The 17,136-nt window shown below is 62.1% G+C and carries 19 protein-coding genes and 1 pseudogene; 10 read left to right on the top strand and 10 right to left on the bottom strand.

Features of this window, described 5'->3' with window-relative positions; all coding sequences use genetic code 11:
* From C7G61_RS40265 to C7G61_RS40255, 3 genes and pseudogenes are all read left to right on the top strand, one after another.
* Nucleotides 1-111, top strand: a pseudogene (locus C7G61_RS40265) (IS5/IS1182 family transposase); the annotation flags it as partial.
* A gap of 53 nt (nucleotides 112-164) precedes the next feature.
* The gene (locus C7G61_RS40260) at nucleotides 165-1,658 is read left to right on the top strand and encodes a glycerol-3-phosphate dehydrogenase (RefSeq protein ID WP_108523121.1); all 1,494 of its coding nucleotides are present in this window, start codon (nucleotides 165-167) and stop codon (nucleotides 1,656-1,658) included.
* The gene (locus C7G61_RS40255; RefSeq protein ID WP_108523120.1) at nucleotides 1,643-2,659 is read left to right on the top strand and encodes an adenylate/guanylate cyclase domain-containing protein; all 1,017 of its coding nucleotides are present in this window, start codon (nucleotides 1,643-1,645) and stop codon (nucleotides 2,657-2,659) included. The genes C7G61_RS40260 and C7G61_RS40255 overlap by 16 nt, the downstream gene beginning before the upstream one ends.
* A gap of 14 nt (nucleotides 2,660-2,673) precedes the next feature.
* Here C7G61_RS40255 and C7G61_RS40250 read toward each other — a convergent pair whose 3' ends face one another.
* Nucleotides 2,674-3,984: a tetratricopeptide repeat protein gene (locus C7G61_RS40250; RefSeq protein WP_244608712.1), complete on the bottom strand. Its 1,311-nt coding sequence runs from the start codon at nucleotides 3,982-3,984 to the stop codon at nucleotides 2,674-2,676.
* 43 nt (nucleotides 3,985-4,027) lie between these two features.
* Nucleotides 4,028-4,951 (bottom strand): transcriptional regulator GcvA, encoded by a 924-nt coding sequence (locus tag C7G61_RS40245; RefSeq protein WP_108523119.1) that lies wholly within the window; start codon nucleotides 4,949-4,951, stop codon nucleotides 4,028-4,030.
* Between the two features lie 132 nt (nucleotides 4,952-5,083).
* Between C7G61_RS40245 and C7G61_RS40240 the strand changes: the two genes are divergently transcribed.
* From C7G61_RS40240 to C7G61_RS40230, 3 genes are all read left to right on the top strand, one after another.
* Nucleotides 5,084-5,332 carry a DUF1127 domain-containing protein gene (locus tag C7G61_RS40240; protein WP_244608711.1) on the top strand — a complete coding sequence of 83 codons (249 nt, stop codon included), beginning with the start codon at nucleotides 5,084-5,086 and terminating at the stop codon, nucleotides 5,330-5,332.
* Nucleotides 5,333-5,343: 11 nt separating this feature from the next.
* On the top strand, nucleotides 5,344-6,042 hold the full coding sequence (locus tag C7G61_RS40235) for a glutathione S-transferase family protein (protein ID WP_108523118.1): 699 nt from the start codon (nucleotides 5,344-5,346) through the stop codon (nucleotides 6,040-6,042).
* Between the two features lie 406 nt (nucleotides 6,043-6,448).
* Complete coding sequence (locus C7G61_RS40230) at nucleotides 6,449-7,045, top strand: superoxide dismutase (RefSeq protein WP_108523123.1); 597 nt, start codon at nucleotides 6,449-6,451, stop codon at nucleotides 7,043-7,045.
* A gap of 54 nt (nucleotides 7,046-7,099) precedes the next feature.
* On the opposite strand, the gene C7G61_RS40225 is transcribed toward C7G61_RS40230, so the two are convergent.
* On the bottom strand, nucleotides 7,100-7,600 hold the full coding sequence (locus tag C7G61_RS40225) for a GlcG/HbpS family heme-binding protein (protein ID WP_108523117.1): 501 nt from the start codon (nucleotides 7,598-7,600) through the stop codon (nucleotides 7,100-7,102).
* A gap of 170 nt (nucleotides 7,601-7,770) precedes the next feature.
* Between C7G61_RS40225 and C7G61_RS40220 the strand changes: the two genes are divergently transcribed.
* From C7G61_RS40220 to C7G61_RS40210, 3 genes are read left to right on the top strand one after another with little or no spacing between them, the layout of a single operon-like run.
* The gene (locus C7G61_RS40220) at nucleotides 7,771-8,958 is read left to right on the top strand and encodes an ABC transporter ATP-binding protein (protein ID WP_190242224.1); all 1,188 of its coding nucleotides are present in this window, start codon (nucleotides 7,771-7,773) and stop codon (nucleotides 8,956-8,958) included.
* Nucleotides 8,955-9,869 carry an ABC transporter permease gene (locus C7G61_RS40215; RefSeq protein WP_108523116.1) on the top strand — a complete coding sequence of 305 codons (915 nt, stop codon included), beginning with the start codon at nucleotides 8,955-8,957 and terminating at the stop codon, nucleotides 9,867-9,869. The genes C7G61_RS40220 and C7G61_RS40215 overlap by 4 nt, the downstream gene beginning before the upstream one ends.
* Nucleotides 9,869-10,684: an ABC transporter permease gene (locus tag C7G61_RS40210; protein ID WP_108523115.1), complete on the top strand. Its 816-nt coding sequence runs from the start codon at nucleotides 9,869-9,871 to the stop codon at nucleotides 10,682-10,684. Before C7G61_RS40215 ends, C7G61_RS40210 begins: the two co-directional genes overlap by 1 nt.
* A 142-nt stretch (nucleotides 10,685-10,826) precedes the next feature.
* On the opposite strand, the gene C7G61_RS40200 is transcribed toward C7G61_RS40210, so the two are convergent.
* From C7G61_RS40200 to C7G61_RS46590, 4 genes are all read right to left on the bottom strand, one after another.
* On the bottom strand, nucleotides 10,827-11,678 hold the full coding sequence (locus C7G61_RS40200) for a carbohydrate ABC transporter permease (RefSeq protein WP_108523114.1): 852 nt from the start codon (nucleotides 11,676-11,678) through the stop codon (nucleotides 10,827-10,829).
* Nucleotides 11,675-12,547 carry a carbohydrate ABC transporter permease gene (locus C7G61_RS40195; protein ID WP_108523113.1) on the bottom strand — a complete coding sequence of 291 codons (873 nt, stop codon included), beginning with the start codon at nucleotides 12,545-12,547 and terminating at the stop codon, nucleotides 11,675-11,677. The genes C7G61_RS40200 and C7G61_RS40195 overlap by 4 nt, the downstream gene beginning before the upstream one ends.
* 183 nt (nucleotides 12,548-12,730) lie before the next feature.
* A complete protein-coding gene (locus C7G61_RS40190; protein WP_108523112.1) occupies nucleotides 12,731-14,116 on the bottom strand; it encodes an ABC transporter substrate-binding protein in 1,386 nt (461 codons plus the stop codon).
* Nucleotides 14,117-14,488: 372 nt separating this feature from the next.
* On the bottom strand, nucleotides 14,489-14,641 hold the full coding sequence (locus C7G61_RS46590; protein ID WP_244608710.1) for a helix-turn-helix domain-containing protein: 153 nt from the start codon (nucleotides 14,639-14,641) through the stop codon (nucleotides 14,489-14,491).
* A gap of 82 nt (nucleotides 14,642-14,723) precedes the next feature.
* Between C7G61_RS46590 and C7G61_RS46585 the strand changes: the two genes are divergently transcribed.
* On the top strand, nucleotides 14,724-15,020 hold the full coding sequence (locus tag C7G61_RS46585) for a hypothetical protein (RefSeq protein WP_244608709.1): 297 nt from the start codon (nucleotides 14,724-14,726) through the stop codon (nucleotides 15,018-15,020).
* Between the two features lie 131 nt (nucleotides 15,021-15,151).
* Here the strand turns inward: C7G61_RS46585 and C7G61_RS40180 are convergent, their stop codons facing one another.
* From C7G61_RS40180 to C7G61_RS40170, 3 genes are read right to left on the bottom strand one after another with little or no spacing between them, the layout of a single operon-like run.
* Complete coding sequence (locus C7G61_RS40180; protein WP_108523111.1) at nucleotides 15,152-15,646, bottom strand: hypothetical protein; 495 nt, start codon at nucleotides 15,644-15,646, stop codon at nucleotides 15,152-15,154.
* 59 nt (nucleotides 15,647-15,705) lie between these two features.
* A complete protein-coding gene (locus C7G61_RS40175) occupies nucleotides 15,706-16,548 on the bottom strand; it encodes an amidohydrolase family protein (RefSeq protein ID WP_108523110.1) in 843 nt (280 codons plus the stop codon).
* Between the two features lie 33 nt (nucleotides 16,549-16,581).
* Nucleotides 16,582-16,920, bottom strand: a complete 339-nt coding sequence (locus C7G61_RS40170) for a monooxygenase (protein WP_108523109.1) — start codon at nucleotides 16,918-16,920, stop codon at nucleotides 16,582-16,584.
* Nucleotides 16,921-17,136: the final 216 nt, after the last annotated feature.

The raw sequence follows: 17,136 nt of genomic DNA, 5'->3' as shown, positions 1-17,136 counted from the left end.
TGCTTCTCAAAACTCAAGCAGTTCCGCCGCGTCGCAACCCGCTTCGAAAAGACCGCCCGAAACTATCGGGCCGTCGTTACTCTCGCCGCCATCGTCCTATGGCTCCGCTAAATGTCCACACCACCTAGTGTAGTGATATCAGATTCTCTCTCACTAGCTTGCGTATGGCGGACTACGATCTCGCGATCATTGGCGGCGGATTGAACGGCGTCAGCATCGCGCGCGACGCCGCTGGACGCGGCTTGCGCGTGATCCTGCTGGAGCAGGGCGATCTCGGCGCGGGCGCCTCCTCGGCCTCGCCGCGGCTGATCCATGGCGATCTCGCAGGCCTGGAGCGCCGGCATTTTCTCCGCGTCCGTTCGGCGCTGGCCGAGCGCGACGTCTGGCTCAGGATAGCGCCGCATCTGGTTCGCCCGATGCGGTTTGCTATCCCTGCCCATTCCGACGAACGCCCGGCCTGGCAGTTGCGCTCATGGCTGCTGTTGTACGACCGGCTGGCCTCGCGCAACGATCTGCCGGCCTCGGCGACCGTCGACGTCACCCATCATCCCGTGGGCAACGCGCTGAAGCGCCCGTTCGGCACCGCCTTCGAATATTCCGACTGCGTCGTGGACGATTCCCGGCTGGTGGTTCTTACCGCCGTCGATGCCGCGGCGCGTGGCGCGGTGATTCGCACCGGCGCGCGCTGCACCCGGGCCGAACGCGGCAAGGAATGGCGGCTGGCGACGAAAGATCGCGGCTTTCGCCAGATCGTCACGGCAAGGGCGGTCGCCAACGCCACCGGCGCCTGGACGTCGTCGGTCGCCGAGACGGTGTTGCGCGTGCCGCCGCCGAAGGTGGCCGCCGTACAGATGGACCAGATCGTCGTCCGCCGCCTGTTCGACAGCGACAACGTCTATGTGTTCCAGAACAGCGACGGACAGCTGATTTTCGCCAGTCCCTATGAGCGGGATTTTACCCTGATCGGCACCGTCAGCCATGCCTTCAAGGGCGATCCCGCCATCGTCGCGATGGCGGCTGGCGACGTCGCCTATCTCTGCGATGCGGCGAACCGCTATTTCCGCGAGCGGATCGAGACGGTCGACGTGGTGCGCACGCTTTCGGGCGCCAACATGGTGCCGGCTTCCGCAGGCGGGCGACATCAGCGCGATGGGGCGATAACGCTCGACCATGGGCGCGGCAAGGCGCCGCTGCTCAATATTTTCGGCGGCGACGTCACCACCTCGCGGCTGCGCGCGGAGCGGGCGGTATCGAAGCTGACGCCGTTCTATCCGATGTCGGCGCGCTGGACCGCGAAGGCGCCGCTGCCTGGCGGCGATTTTGCCTGGGACCGCTTCGATAACGAGGTCGATGAAGTACGCGACCGCTGGCGGTTTCTCGGCGAAGACCAGGCGAGGCGTCTGGTCGCCGCCTACGGGTCGAACGCCAAGGTTATCCTCGGTGACGCCAAGGCGCGCAGCGACCTCGGCCCGGCCTTCGGGCCGGAATTGACGGCAGCCGAAGTACGCTATCTCATGCAAAAGGAATGGGCGCGTTTTCCGGACGACGTCTTGTGGCGGCGCACCAAGCTCGGCCTCACCATGCAGCCGGCGGATCGCGACGCGCTGGCGGCGTTCATGGCGGCAACGACGCTGGAGCTGAGATGCGTCGCTCGATAAACCCAACGCTGGTTTTTGCAGTGAATGGCTTCCTTGGCGGGATGGCCTATCGCTACTTCTTTGACCTTCCGATCGAAGCCTCGGTGCCGAACTATCTCCGTAGCGGCTTTCACGGGATGGGAATGACGCTGGCCGGCTGGGGTGTTCATCTCTACTTTACGTCACGACGAAGTGCGTGGATCAACAAGTGGCCGTTGCTGATCGATTTGGCGGTGCGCTCAGCGACCATGGCCGTCGTCGTTGCATCAGTCATTGTGAGTCTGGAGGCGCTGCTTTATTGGCATCGGATCGAGGCGAAATGGCTGTTTGGCGCTTTCCCCGGGATCGTTGCGATCGGATTTTTCGCGTCGCTGTTCGTCGGGTTGGCCTACGAATTGACACGGCTGGTCGGCAGCCGCGTGCTGTTCAACGTAGCGCTCGGGCGCTATCGAAGCCCGGTGCGGGAAGCGCGCGTGCTGATGTTCCTCGACCTCGCAGGCTCGACCTCGCTCGCCGAGGCGATGGGGGAGTTGCGCGTGCAGGGCCTGCTCACCCGGTTCTTCTTCGACATCGACGGCGCGATCGTCGCGCATGGCGGCGAGGTTCACGCCTATGTCGGCGATGAGGTCATCGTGACGTGGCCGCTTGACGAGCGGATGTCGGGCGGACGCTGCATCGACTGCTTCTACGCGATTGCCGACAGCATTGCTGAAAAAGCGGACTCGTACCGGCAGGAGTTCGGCATGGTGCCGAGCTTTCGCGCCGGCCTGCATGCCGGTCACGTCGTGATCAGCGAGTGCGGCAGCTCGCGCCGCCAGCTTGCCTATTTCGGCGATACCGTGAACGTGACGGCGCGGCTGCAGGAGCACTGCAAGGAGGTCGGCCGGAATTTGCTGGTGTCGGCCGAGTTGTTGCGCCACATGAAGCTCAAGCCGACTTTCGCCGTGGAAGCACTCGGGGAGGCGCGCTTGCGGGGTCGCGCGGCGGCAATCGAGGTATTTGCCGTCGAGCGTCGTAGCTGATCTCACGGACGGCTTTAGTTTCGCTGCGCCTGCCGCGACCAGGCTTCGTCGCGCGCCGAAGGCCTGCAGTCGAGCCGCGCCGAGATGCGCCGGGCGGCCTTGTCGCCGTGACCGGCGCGCATATAGGCGACGATCAGCGTGTCTTCCCATAACTGGCGCTGGGCGTGGCTGCCGCCGATCCGCGCCAGCTCGGAAATCGCAGGTTCGAGCAGGCGGACCGCACCGTCATGATCGCCTGCCGCAAACGCACCGATGCCGCGACAGAGGTCGATCGCGCAGCCGCCCGGCGCCAGCTTGCCGTCAGCCGCGCGCGCTTCCAGTTGGGCCAGTCGCGTGTCCAGCGCATCGCCGCCTGCCATTGCCGCGGCCAGCGCAAAATGCACGTCGGCAAAGTGCGCCCCGGCTTGTGGAAAATATTTCTCGCCATAGGCCGCTACCTCCCGCCAATGCGGCTCCAGCCCGGCCTTGCCGGCCAGCGACAACCGCCACAGCAGCGAGGCGCCGTCGGTGAAGATGTTCAGCGGCGGATAGGGCCGGCCTGCCGGCTTGATATGCTGTTCGTAGATCGCGAGCGCACCATCAAGATCGCCCTCGTCGAGGTTGGTCAGCGCGACGTGCCAGGCAAGATGCCCATGCAGAAAACTCTTGCGATCATGCGAAGGCATCCATTGCGCGAGAAACTCGCGGCCCACCGCCATGTCACCTTGCTCGAACATCGCATGCGAGAGGCCATGCGCGGCGTTGGCGTTTTCCGCACGCAGCGCCATGGCGCGCTCGGACAGTGTCCGGCCGGTGGAGAGATTGCCCGCCTCGGTGTGCGACCAGCCGAGGTAGCTGACAAACCACCAGTCCTCGCCATAATGCCGCGCGTGGCGTTCGCAGATCGCGAGCTTGGCGGCATCGTGGTCGGGACGGCCCGAGAACGCGTAAAGGCCGAACGCGCCGAGCAGGATCGACAGCACCTGCGCATCGCGCGGATATTCTTCGAGATGCGCCTCGGCGCCGGTCACGGCGACTTTCGGCTTGCTCTCGATCACGGCGGCCATGATCTCGACATGGTTTTTTTCGCGCTGGCTCGCGCCGGCGGCCAGCTCCCGGGCCTGCGCCGCCATGGCGCGCGCCTTGCCGCCCTCCATGTTGAGTTGATGCAGCCGCGCGCGGCCGATACGCGCCAGCGCAAAGCCCGGATCTTCCGCGATCGCCTTGTCGAAGGCGTCCTCGGCACCGTGCCAGGCCGACAGCATGCAGTCGACGCCGTCACGGTAATGCGCCGCGGCGCGATCGGAGGCGGTGGTCAGCGGAAGATCGTATCTGTCCCGGTTCATTGTTCTTGTTCCGTTGTACGAGGGCAGGTATCTGGTACGGCGGTCAGGCTGCTTTTGGTCCCAGCTTTTGCAAATGCCGATGGTCATGCGCTGCTTCAGCCAGCAGCCAATCCTGAAACAGCTTGATCTTGGGAAGGTCGGACGTGGCCTTCGGACAGACGATCCAGTAGGTCCTGGAAAGCCGGCTTGCATCCTTGAACGGCCGAACGAGGCGCCCGCAGATGAGGTCCCACGCTGCAAGCGTGGTGCGCGCGAGTGCTATTCCCTGGCCGTCGACCGCGGCATCGATAACCATGCTGGCGCGATTCAACACCGGACCCTGTGAAAGCTCTGCGTCCGGAACGCCGGCAACCTCGAGCCACCTTGTCCACGCCTTGCGATCGTCGAGGTGGAGGAGGGGAAACTTCAGGACATCCGAAGGCCGGACCAGACGGAGACGCCCCGCAAGGAGCTTGGGACTGCAGACAACGAATAATTGCTCGGGAGACAGTCGTATCACATCGTGACCGGGCCAGTTGCCGTCACCGTGCCGGACTGCAAGATCGACATCCTCTCTCGCGAAGTCGACATGGTGCATGGTCGCCGAAATTCGCAGATCGATTTCGGGATGGGATTCGGAAAAACGACCTAGCCGGTGCACCAGCCACTTGGCGGCGAAATCCGGCGAGGTGCTGACCGTCAGAACACCCGAACTCTGGCGTTGCATCAGGCGCTCCGTGCCGACGGCGATGCGGTCCAGTGCATCGCGCACGACAGTGAGGTAGTCGCGGCCGGCGCCGGTGATGACCAGTCGCTGGCGTTCGCGGTTGAACAGCTTGATGCCGAGCTCCGCTTCCAGGGCCTTGACCTGATGGCTGACCGCGCCCTGCGTGACGCATAGTTCCTCAGCGGCGCGGGTGAAACTCTCATGCCGTGCGGCGGCCTCGAAGGCCTTGAGCGCATTCAACGGCGGCAGGCGGCGAAGCATGACCCGACCTTCATGAGAAAAACTCGGTCAGGCTAGAGAAACGATGCTTTGCGCGCAAGCCTTGCCTGGCTCTATTGATCCGGCTTCTCACTGGGACTCCGCAGATGTTCCGGCGCATTCTGGAGCTTTGTCATGTCAAATTATTCTCCGCAAGGACTGACCTTCCCGCGCGAACCCGCCGGCATGCGGGCCCTTCGTCAACAATCTGCCTCATCAAGTTCGATTGACGCATGGTTACGCACGCTGGGATTCTGGATCGACCGAAGCCGGCAGCGTAGGCAGCTCGGCGAACTGGCCGAGCTAAACGATTACCTTCTCAAGGACATCGGCGTGTCCCGGGAGGAGGCAATGCGCGAAGCGGAAAAGCCGTTCTGGCGTTGAGGGAGCGTCCTGTGGGCAATGTCACTGTTTACGGCTTCCCGGTCAGCACCTTCGTGAACGTCGTTCGGCTCGTGCTGACCGAGAAAGGCGTGCCGTTCACGTTCTGCGATCTGGAGCAGGAGATGGGCAGCCCACGCCATCTCGCGCTGCATCCGTTCAACCGCGTCCCGATCCTCGACCACGACGGGTTCGTGCTCTACGAAACCTCCGCGATCGCCGCCTATGTCGATCAGGCGTTCGATGGTCCGCCGCTTCAGCCCGACGATCCGCGAGAGCGGGCGCGGATGAACCGATGGATCAGCGCGTTGAATAACTACTATTATCCGTACATTGCCTACCATCTCAGCCATGAGCGTTTGATCTACCCGGTTCTCGGCATCACGCCGGATGAAAAGGTCGTCGCCGCTGCGCTGCCGAAGATCGCGATCGGCCTTGATGTTATGGAAAATGACCTCAGTCCCGGCCGGAAATTCCTGGTCAATGACCGGCCAACGCTCGCCGACTTCTTCATGTTGCCGACAATGACGAGTCTCGGCCTCACGCCGGAAGGACAGCAGATGCTCAATAGCAAGCCACGCATCGCCGCCTGGCGTGCGGCCATGGAGGCTTTGCCGAGCGTTATGGCTGTGCGCGCGATGGTGTCGCCCCACCTCGGAAAGCCCGTCGAGCACGCCCGCCGGTGGGTGGTCGATCATAGGCCGAGGTATTAGGGTTCCGTCGCCTGATTGTTACAGCGCGTGAGATTGACAGGGCGGACCTCCGCTGGTGTCATCCTCGCCATGGGGAAGCGATCTCCCCACGAGGCGACATGCCGAAGAATCGCGTCCGGTTTTGAAAACCATCCAGGGACGCAGTGTGTCAGCCGCCAATCCGATCTCATTCCACGTTTTTTCTCGCTCCGTCGCGACGACGATGCGCCCATGGCGCATCGGATGCGCGATGAGCGCCGCGACGAATCTGGGGCAGGGCAAACCCTTGGAGTGAACGATGGCAGAAAACATGGAACGTCGGGACTTCATCAAGAGTGCTGGGCTGGTCGCCGGGATCGCAGCGGTTTCGACGCTCGGTCAACGATCCGCGAATGCAGAGACCGCGCAGCAACCAGGAGCAAAGCGCATGGCCTATGAGATCAAGCCGTTCTCGCTCGATCCGAAGTCAGTGAAGGGAATTTCCGAGAAAATTCTCATAAGCCACTATGAGAACAACTATGTAGGCGCGGTGAAGCGTTTGAACGCCATCGCTGTCCAATTGATGGAGCTGGACTTTGCCAAGGCGCCGAATTTTCTGATCAACGGCCTCAAGCGCGAAGAGCTGGTCGCGATGAACTCAATGATTTTGCACGAGGCCTATTTCGACAGTCTGGGTGGCGGCGGTGCTGCGCGAGGCGCGCTGGGAGACGCGATTGCACGCGATTTCGGCAGCATCGATCGCTGGCGCGCCGAATTCTCCGCGATGGGCAAGGCGGAAGGTGGCGGTTCCGGTTGGGTGCTGCTGTCTTATTCGCCTCACGACAAGCGACTGGTCAATCAATGGGCGGCCGATCACACCAATGCCGTCGCCGGCGGCCGGCCGGTGATTGCGCTCGACATGTACGAACACGCCTATCACATGGATTATGGCGCCAAGGCAGGAGCCTATGTCGATGCCTTCATGGAGACCATCAATTGGGATAACGCAGCGAAGCTGTACGACCGGCTCAGCCGCGAGGGCTGATCGGACGGCAGCAAGGCAAAAGCTGAACGCTACGTCTTCGACGCAAATGCAGGCCTAGAAATCGAGCTTGTCGCGGACGGCGTCGATGCCCGCCTTGGCGCAGGCCTCGTCCGCGTCGCCGCCGGGAGCCCCGGAGACGCCGACGGCGCCCAGCAGCGAGCCGCCGGCTTCGACCGTCAGCCCGCCGCCGATGATGACGGCGCCCGGCAGGTTGCGGATTCCGGCCTGCATCATGCCGGGCTGGCTGATGGCGTTGAGTTCGGTGGTGCTGGTGCGAAAACTGACCGCGGTCCATGCCTTGCCCGAAGCGGTCGACACTGTGTGAGGGCCCGCGAAGCGGTCGCGCAGCAAGACTTGCGTGACGCCGAAGCGGTCGACGACGGCGACCGTCACCTGAAAGCCGCGCTTTCTGCAATCCGCCAACGTCGCGCGCGCCAGGTCGAGCGCCAGTTCGGGGCTCAACGATTTGTAGCTCACGAGGGCTTCCTGTGTGGCGGCCGAGCTGGCGAGCAGGGAGGAAATCGCCGTCGCGGCCAGTAGATTCCGAACAGTCATCAAATCCCTCCCGATGCTTCGTATCGCGCGCGGCGGCCGGCTTTCTGCGAGCTCCGAACCTTACCAGAGACGGCACCCGCATCCAGAATATTGTGGCTGCTGGTTCCGGGCCGGTTGAGCCGATGCCAATCCGCCGCTAGCGTGCGACCATGACAGGACTGGCAGGTGGCATGACCGGGGAATCGCCTGATATCGATACGCCGAAAATCGATACGGCAGCCGTGCCGGCGAGGCCTGCTTCGTCTGTCGACGCGGCCGATGACATGCCGCTGCTCCGTATCGAGGGAGTCTCCAAGAGCTTCGGCAGTTTTCGCGCGGTGGACCGGCTCTCGCTCGACATCGGGGCGGGCGAGTTCTTTGCGCTGTTGGGGCCTAGCGGCTGCGGCAAGACCACGTTGCTGCGGATGCTTGCCGGCTTCGAGACGCCCGACGAGGGCCGCATCCTGCTTGGCGGCCGCGACATCGCGCCGGTGCTGCCGCACGAGCGGTCGGTCAACATGATGTTCCAGAATTACGCGCTGTTTCCGCATCTCAGCGTGCGGGACAATATCGCGTTCGGGCTGAAGCGCGCCGGGATGCCGCGCGCCGCCATCGATACCCGCGTCGCCGAGATGGTGGCGTTGGTCAAGCTCGGGGGTATGGAGAAGCGCAAGCCGGACCAGCTTTCAGGCGGCCAGAAGCAGCGCGTGGCGCTGGCGCGATCGCTGGCGCGGCGGCCCAAGGTCCTGTTGCTCGACGAGCCCCTGGCGGCGCTCGACAAAAAGCTGCGTGAGAGCACGCAACTGGAATTGATGGAGCTGCAGCGCCGGCTCGGCATGACCTTCATCATCGTCACCCACGACCAGGAAGAGGCGATGACGATGGCCAACAGAATCGGCGTGATGGATGCCGGCCGGCTTCAACAGGTGGCGATCCCGCGCGACCTTTATGAGGCGCCGGCCTCGCGCTGGGTCGCCGAGTTCGTCGGCGACGTCAATTTGTTCGAGGGCGAAGTCACGTCGCACGAGCTTCATCGCCTGACGGTTGCGACCCGCGACGGCGGCGCCATCGTGGTCGCGGAGCCGCGCCAGCCCATTACCAAGACCAGCGTCACGGTCGCGATCCGCCCCGAGAAGGTAAAACTGTCGCGCCGCGGTCTGGCGTCGGTCAATTCGCAGGCGATCAACCGGCTCGAAGGCGTCGTCACCGATGTCGGCTATCTCGGCGGCTCGACCGTCTACAACGTCAAGCTCGATTCCGGCGCGGTGGTGCGCTCGTCGATGGCCAATACGGCGCGGCTCGATATCGATACCCTTGGCGCTGGCCAGCGCGTGGTGGCGTGGTTCACGCCTGATGATTGCGTGGTGCTGGAGCAATGAGCGCGCGCCGCATTTTCGCGCAGCCGGCGCGCTACGCCGCGATCGCGCCCTATGTCTGGATGGTGCTGTTCTTCCTGGTGCCGTTCGGCTTCGTGCTGAAGATCAGTCTGTCGCAGACCGCGATCGCGCAGCCGCCCTATCTGCCGGTGTTCGATTTCACCGAAGGGTGGGTGGCGATCACGGCGGCCTTCGCACAGCTCTCGCTGGATAATTTCACGCTGCTGGTCTCGGACAGCCTCTACATCAGCTCTTATTTGCGCAGCCTCGTCGTCGCGGTGACCTCGACACTGATCCTGCTGTTGATCGGCTATCCCATCGCCTATGGCATGGCGCGGCTGCCGCAACGCTGGCAGGCGATTGCGATGATGCTGGTCATCATTCCGTTCTGGACCTCGTTCCTGATCCGCATCTATGCCTGGATCAATATTTTGCAGCATGACGGGCTGCTGAACAAGATTCTGCTCGCGCTGCATCTGGTCTCGACGCCGGTGGTCTGGCTCTCGACCGACACCGCGATGTATATCGGCATTGTCTATTCCTATCTGCCGTTCATGATCCTGCCGCTCTATGCGACGCTCGCCAGGATGGATCCTTCGCTGCTGGAAGCCGCAAGCGACCTCGGTGCGTCGCCGGGGAGAGCGTTCTGGCTGGTGACGTTTCCGCTGTCCTTGCCGGGCGTCGGCGCCGGCGCGCTGCTGTGCTTCATCCCGATCGTCGGCGAGTTCGTGATTCCCGATCTGCTCGCCGGCTCCGGCTCGATGATGATCGGCCAGACGCTGTGGCTGGAATTCTTCACCAACAAGGACTGGCCGGTCGCCGCAGCGGCCGCCGTCGCGTTGCTGGTGCTGCTGGTGCCGCCGCTGCTGCTCTACGACCGGCTGCAGCGCCGTCAGCTCGGAGGGGCGAATTGATGGCCGGCAAGGTCAACAGGCTCTCGTCGTTCAACATCACCGCGCTCGTGTTCGGGATGGCGTTTCTGTACCTGCCGATCGTGATCCTCGTCATCTATTCCTTCAACGCCTCGCGGCTCGTCACCGTGTGGGGCGGCTGGTCGCTGCGCTGGTATTACGAGTTCCTCAACGATCGCGCGATGCTCGACGCCGCCTGGATGAGCCTTCGCGTCGCCGCGGTTTCCGCCACGATCGCAACGCTGCTCGGTACGCTGGCGGCGGTCGGGCTGGTCCGCGGCGAGCGCTTCAGGGGGCGTTCGCTGTTTTCAGGCATGCTCTATGCGCCGCTGGTGATGCCGGAGGTGATCTCGGGGCTTTCTCTATTGTTGCTGTTCGTGGCGCTGAACGCCGAGCGCGGCTTCTGGACGGTGACGATCGCCCACACCACGCTGACCATGTGCTTCGTCACCGTGGTGGTGCAGTCGCGCCTCGCCTCGCTCGACCGTAGCCTTGAGGAGGCCGCGATGGATCTCGGCTGCGATCCGGTCCAGGCGTTTCTTCGCGTGACCTTGCCGCTGATCATTCCGGCGATTGCCGCAGGCTGGATGCTGGCCTTCACGCTCTCGCTCGACGATGTCGTGATCGCGAGTTTCACGACTGGCCCTGGCTCGGCGACGCTGCCGATCCGGATCTATTCCGAGGTGCGGCTGGGGGTGAAGCCCGAGATCAACGCGATCTGCACCATGGTGATCGCGCTGATCGCGGTGGTCATCGTGATCGCTTCGCTCGCCTCGAAATTGTCGAGCTCGGAAGCCAAGAGCGCCGCGCCGCTGTAGCTCTCCGTCATTTCGGGGCGATGCGAAGCATCGAACTATGGTGCGCAATTGCGCACCTGAGAATCTCGAGATTCCCCGATGTGCAATTGCACATCTGAGGTCTGGTCCTGCGGACCATCCCGGAATGACGGGATGGCGACTGTCACGATTTCACCGCCCCCGCGGTCAGTCCCCCCACCATGTAGCGCTTGAACGCGTAATAGATCGCAGCCGGCGGCAGCGCGTAGATGAAGCCGGTGGTCATCAGCAATTCCCACGGCGAATCGTCCGCGGCCAGGAAGTTGCCGAGCGCCACGGGGAGCGTGATCTCGGTGTCCTTGGAGAGCAGCAGGAAGGCGTAGAGATATTCGTTCCATGCCAGCAGGATCGCGTAGGTTCCGATCGCGACCAGCGAGGGCATCATCAGCGGCACATAGACCAGGCGGAACAGTTGCAGCGTGGTGGCGCCGTCCATGGTGGCGGCTTCGTCGAGTTCGACTGGCAGCTTGTCGGACGCCTGCTTCAGCACCCAGATCGCGTAAGGGGAAGCGATCGTCACCATCGCGAGAATCAGCGACCAGTGATTGTTCAAGAGGCCGTAATTTCCCATGGTCCGATACATCGGCACGGCGAGGAACGCCGCCGGGATGAAATAGGTGAACAGCGCCAGGTTCATCACCCAGCGTCCGCCGGGCACGCGCAGCCGCGAGATCGAGAACGCGGCTGCGGTCGCGATCATCAAGGTCAACGCGCCCGCCGAAAGCGCGATCACCACCGAATTGAGGAACTGGATCCAGAAATCGCGCAGGAAGTAATGCTGCTGGTGGAACACGATGTTGAAATTATTCAGCGTCGGATGCGTGGGCCAGAGTTTTCCCGAAAACGCGTCCTCCTTCGGCGAGATCGCGAACAGGAACATGTGATAGATCGGCACCATGGTCCAGATGAACACGGGGATGCCGATCAGCAGCAGCTTTGTTTCGGTGCCGACTTCGCGGAATGTTGGCAGCTTCATCGCGACAACCGTTTCATCATGAAATAGACCAGCGGCAGCACGAACGGCAGCGCGCAGACGATGGATGCCATCGCAAGACTCAGTTGATCGAGCCGGAGATAGCGGATGCCGAGGGTAGCCAGCACGTGGGTGAGGTCGGCAGGCCCGCCGCCGGTCAGCAGGTAGACGCTGTTGAAATCGCCGAGCGTCCAGATCATCGAGAGCAGCGTGCAGGTGATGTAGAGCGTCTGCATCGACGGCCAGGTGATGTAGCGGAATTTCTGCGACCAGCTCGCGCCGTCGACCTCGGCGGCCTCGTAGAGGTCGTGCGAGATCGCGAGCCGGCCGGTCATCAGGATCAGCGTCCAGAACGGCAGCGATTTCCAGATGTGCACGCCGATCGCCATGGAAAGCGCCACCGTCGGATCGTTCAGCCAGTTCGGGCCATCTTCGCCGGTGAACTTGAAGATCAGCTGGTTGACCACGCCCCATTCCGGATTGAACATGAACCGCACGGAGAGAATGGTTGGAATCGACGGCACCGCCCAGGGCAGGATGAACAGCACCGACAGCCATTTGATCCAGGTGCGCTGCTGCGCGAAGAAGCCGGACAGGAACAGCGCGATCATCATTTTGATGTTGATGCCGACCAGCAGGAAGATCAGCGTGTTGACGGCGGCGCGCGCGAAGATCGGGTCGTGCCAGAGCGCGACATAGCTCGCCGGATGCCGCGCCAGCCAGAGGCCATAGCCGACCGGATAGACCACGAAGGCGAGGAACACGAGCAGATAGGGCGCCAGCAGCACGATGCCCCAGACCTGCGGTGTGGTCAAACGGGCTGACAGAGGCGGGCTTGGTATCGCGTGATCGCCCGAAAGCGTAATTGCCATTTACATTCACTCTTAGAATGCCGACCGCGGTTACGGTGTCGTCCCTGCGAAAGCAGGGACCCATAACCACCGGCCTTTGTTGTTGTGCGCAAGCCGTCGGCCAGCATCTTCCAAAACGACCGCCGCGGAGTATGGGTCCCTGCTTTCGCAGGGACGACTTCGCGGCGGCCGGTATCGGTTACCTTAACCCGCGACCTGCTTGATGCGGGCGATCAGTTCGTCGACGGCCTTGTCGACCGGCACCTTCTCGCTCACCACGCGGTTCATTGCCTTGGCCCAGACGTTCTCGTTGTTCAAAATCGTGAACTTCCAGTTCTTGGTGAAGTCGAACGGCGTGGTGCCGCCGGTGAACTGATTGTAGACCGCCTTGCGATGCCGGTCAGCCTGCCAGAACGGGCTCTGCTGGCTGGCCGTCGTCACCGGGAACCAGCGGCCGAGCGCGCCTTCGATGTAGGGCCGAAGGTTTTCCTCCTGCAGCAAGAACTTGATGAATTCCTTGCCCTCGGCCTTGTTCTTGGCGACCGTGAACATCAGGCCGGTCTTGACGTCGGAACGGTACTTGATCGGCGTGCCGTCCGGCTTATTCGGGAACGAGGCAGTGATGATGGTCTCGTCGTAGTTCTTCTTGCCCAGCGCGCGCTGTTCCGGCGTCAGTGCCGCATTGTTGGAGTCGTCGAGCCATTTCGCCGCGATCGAGATCGTGAAATTGTGCGTCATCACGATCGTCTTGTTGTGGAAGGCGACGTTGTTGTCCGGATCCTTCCAGGTGGTGGAGGAGGGCGGCGAGCAGGTCCTGCTGTAGGTATCGGTGTAGTCCTTCATCGCCTTGATCAGGTTTTCCCGCACCTTGGGATCGTCGACCGTCAGCTTGCCGTCGTCATCGACCAGCTTGACGTTGTAGGCGTCCATGAAGGTGTAGAACGACTGGAACGAGTCGGTGGATTCCACGCCCATCGGCTGGCCGACGGCATAGACGCGCTGGCCGGTGGCCTTGCGCGCCGCCGGCTGCACCTTGTCGCACCAGAACGACCAGTAATCTTCCCACTTGGTCGGGATATCGCTCTGCTTGAAGCCGGCCTGTTCCAGCATGTCCTGCCAGATCTGCACGTGCATGCTCTGCTGCTTCAGCGGAAAGCCGTAATAGGCCTTCTTCTTGGCGACGTCGTTATAGAGCAGCGCGGTTTCCAGCGTGTTCGGCGCAAACGCCGACTTCATCGGCGTCAGAATGTCGCCGAGATCCTCGAGCTTGCCTTCGAACGCCCATTTGCCTTGCGCCTGCACGTCATAGCTGTCGGAATAGGCGACATCGGGCACGGTGCCGGAATCCAGCGCCGCTACCGTCTTCGGGATCATGTCCTGGATGGCGTATTGCGACAGTTCGACCTTGATGCCGGTCTTGGCCTCGAATTTCTTGATCGCCTCGAGCAGCGCGTCGTCCTCGGATTTGTAAAAGCCCTTGCCGAACCAGACGGTGATGGTTTTTTGCTGGGCCAGTGCGGGTGCCGTGGCGTAAAACAGCCCGACGGCAGCGACCGCGAGTGAAAGCCCACCTAATTTCTTGGATATCACGTTGTTCTCCCTGAAAACTGCCGGCTTTTTAACCGGTTGGATAAAAGATAGCGCAACCATGCGGCGTGATCCAGATGGTCGATAGCAGACTTCTGTAGGGGGACATTCCGGGCGCAAATACGGCAAAGCGCCCGCATATGTCCGGGCGTTATGGTTCAATCATTTTGGTTCAATCATTTGCGCTCTCGAATACCGGAAGCGATCCGGATTTTCGCGGCACGCAAAACCGTCATGCCCCGCCACCGGGTCTCGCCTTCGGCGAGCCCGATGACAGGCTCCGGCGGGGCATCCAGTACGCCGCAGCCATGAGCGTAGCGATATGCAGGGAAAGCGAAGGCGCCAGATGTTGCTGTGCTCATCCCCACTGATGCGTCAGGCCGCCGATAGCCGTACGCGTACTCGGCTGCCGGTGGCTTCTGCGTAGCGCAGGATCGTCTTGGTGCTCGGAAGCGTTTGGCCGTTTTCAAGCCGCGCGATGGTGGATTGGCTGGTGCACTTCCGGGCCGCAAGTTCGGCCTGCGACAAGCCTGCGCGCAGGCGAGCGGAGCGGGTCGGCGGCTACCTTAAATTCCGGAGCCAACACATCATACTCGGTGAATGGAGTTTGTTGCACGGTGAGAAGCATTGCCACGCCGTGACGCTCTGCTTCTACTTTCACAGCTTCATGCGAATTCAAAAGACATTGGCCGTAACCCCTGCAATCGCTGCAGGAATTGCCGATAAAGTATTACATGAGGTTGGTTGCGCCGCGCTGATGAATGCAAACCAGGCGCTTGCTCTTCGTGGACCTTACAAGAAGCGAGTTACCGAAATCGAAATTTCAAAACTGAGGCAATACCCAATTTGGGTAGTGACTCACCAAGTAGCCCGCATGAGCGTTAGCGATATGCAGGGAACCAGATAGCGAAGGCGCCGGATGTTGCCGCGTTCATCCGGGCCATGTTCGCTAACGTGTCAAGCCGCCGATAGCCGCACGCGGACCCGGCTGCCGGTGGCTTCTGCGTAGCGCAGGAAGAATCGATTGGTTTGATTCGTTTATTCAAACCAAGAAGACCGGATCGAAATACCCCAGTTTCTCTTTGCTGCCGCCTTGGCAGAACGGAATGCGGAGACATTCTGAGAATATCCAGAAACTTCTCGCAGATCCTCGTCTGCCAAATCGGGAGTAAACTCGATTGCCCCGCGTCTTTTCAATAAAAGTTCAGCCAACAACTGAAGTTCAACGCGGAGGGTAATCGCGAGCAGCATCTCCTCGTAGGTGAAGTTGGTCCCGACACTCAGCATTCGCTTCAAACGCGAGACATTTTGCTCCGCCTCAGCGAGGGCCTTCCTATACATCTCATCGGATATCGTCTCTTTCTGAACAATCAATGCCCACTCGTGTGAAATCGGCCACGTCGCACCTTCTTGGCTCAGGATATTATCCATTTCGGCGAGTCGGACGAGTGCGGCATAAGATGCGCAGACCTCAAGCAGCCGCTGGTACTCTGTCCATCGGTTCTGGAGCAAGCTCTCGGACATGTCGCTCATGGTCGGTCTTTGCGGTCAGGCAACACCAGCATAGCGAATGCGACCTCAATTAGCCGATGCTAACCCTTCGTCGGTGACCAGCCATAGGCCTTGGCGCAGGCGCCGCCCATCAGCATTGCCCGCTCGGTGTCGCTCAGGCGGTCTGTCTTGAGGAACGGCTCGACGGCCTGTTCGTAGTTGACGACTGCGAACGCGCGCGTCCAGTCCGTGCCCCACAGGCAGCGATCGAAACCCCAGGCATCAAATACGCGGGCAAGCGGGTCCCAAATGTCCGGGAAGGGATACGGCTCCCGCGAGAGCGTGCAGGCGCCGCTGACCTTGATCACGGCGTTCGGGCGCCTGGCGAGTGCCAGCACCTTCGGGAGGTCGGTCCAGGGCTGCGGCGGCGCAGGCGGCACGCGTGGCTGCAGGATGCCCAGATGGTCGATGATGAATCGCGTGTCGGGATGGCGATCGATGAGCGCAATGCCCGCGTCCAGATTGTCCCAGCACAGGATGTTGAGTGGAAAGTCGTAACGAACGGCCGCGCGCGCAATCCGGTCGAGGCCGGGATCATCGGTCGCGCGCTTCTCCTCTTTCCTTAGCATGGTGCGGATTCCGACCGCGCCCGGCGTCTTCTTCCAGTCGGCGACGACGTCGGCCACGTTGGGATCATCCGGGTCGACCGGCTTGATGATGGCGAGCCGGCCGGGATGGGCCCGCTGCACTTCGACGGCGTAGCTGGCGTCGTAGCGGTACAAGGAAAAGGCGGAGATGAAGATCGCGCCGTCGACGCCGACCTTGTCCATCGCCGCCACCATCTCGTCACCCGTGACGTGATCCGGCCAGTTCGGCACGCTGTGCCAAGGTCGCTTCGGCGTGTTCGTCTCATAGGCGTGGACCTGGGAGTCGATAATCGTCATCGGAGCAGTCCCCTTATGCGGCGATCAGGTTGATCAGGCCACGGCCTCAATCGCCTTGCCGTTGACGCGGGTCTCGCCCTTCAAATTGTCGACCGTCACGTATGTGTCGTACCAGGTGAGGCGAGGCTGGACCCCAAAGCGCTCGGTCAAGTCAGCGATGCGCGCTTCTGTAAACCAGGCTTCCGCCGATTCACGGCTGTCCCAGAGATAAACGCCGCCGGTGCCGCGTTCGCCATTCAGGTAGTCCTTTCGGATCAATCCTTTCCTGGCGAGGCCGCGATAGGTCGGCGCGGTCGAAGTGCCGCCTTTCACCGCCAGTTCCTCGGAGCGCTTTGGCAAATCGAACTGAACGACAACGATGCAATTGGGCATGGATGGTTCCTCCCGTCAGGTCGGCAATCATGCGCTGAATTCGGGCAGACGGTCAAAGGCTGACCTCGCGGCGACGACCGCTTCTGGCGGATTTTGTTGAAAAACTCGGCTGTTGAAGCCGAAGGAGATCGCTGATTCATTTCCCCTTAGTGGGTGGAGATTTGAATCGATGATGGGTCCTCGGCAGGTCGACCAGGCGGCACTGTTTTACGAGTT

The sequence above is a fragment of the Bradyrhizobium algeriense genome (assembly GCF_003062295.1).
GTDB classification, from domain to species: Bacteria; Pseudomonadota; Alphaproteobacteria; order Rhizobiales; family Xanthobacteraceae; genus Bradyrhizobium; species Bradyrhizobium algeriense.
This window is presented reverse-complemented; position numbering and strand designations above follow the sequence as displayed.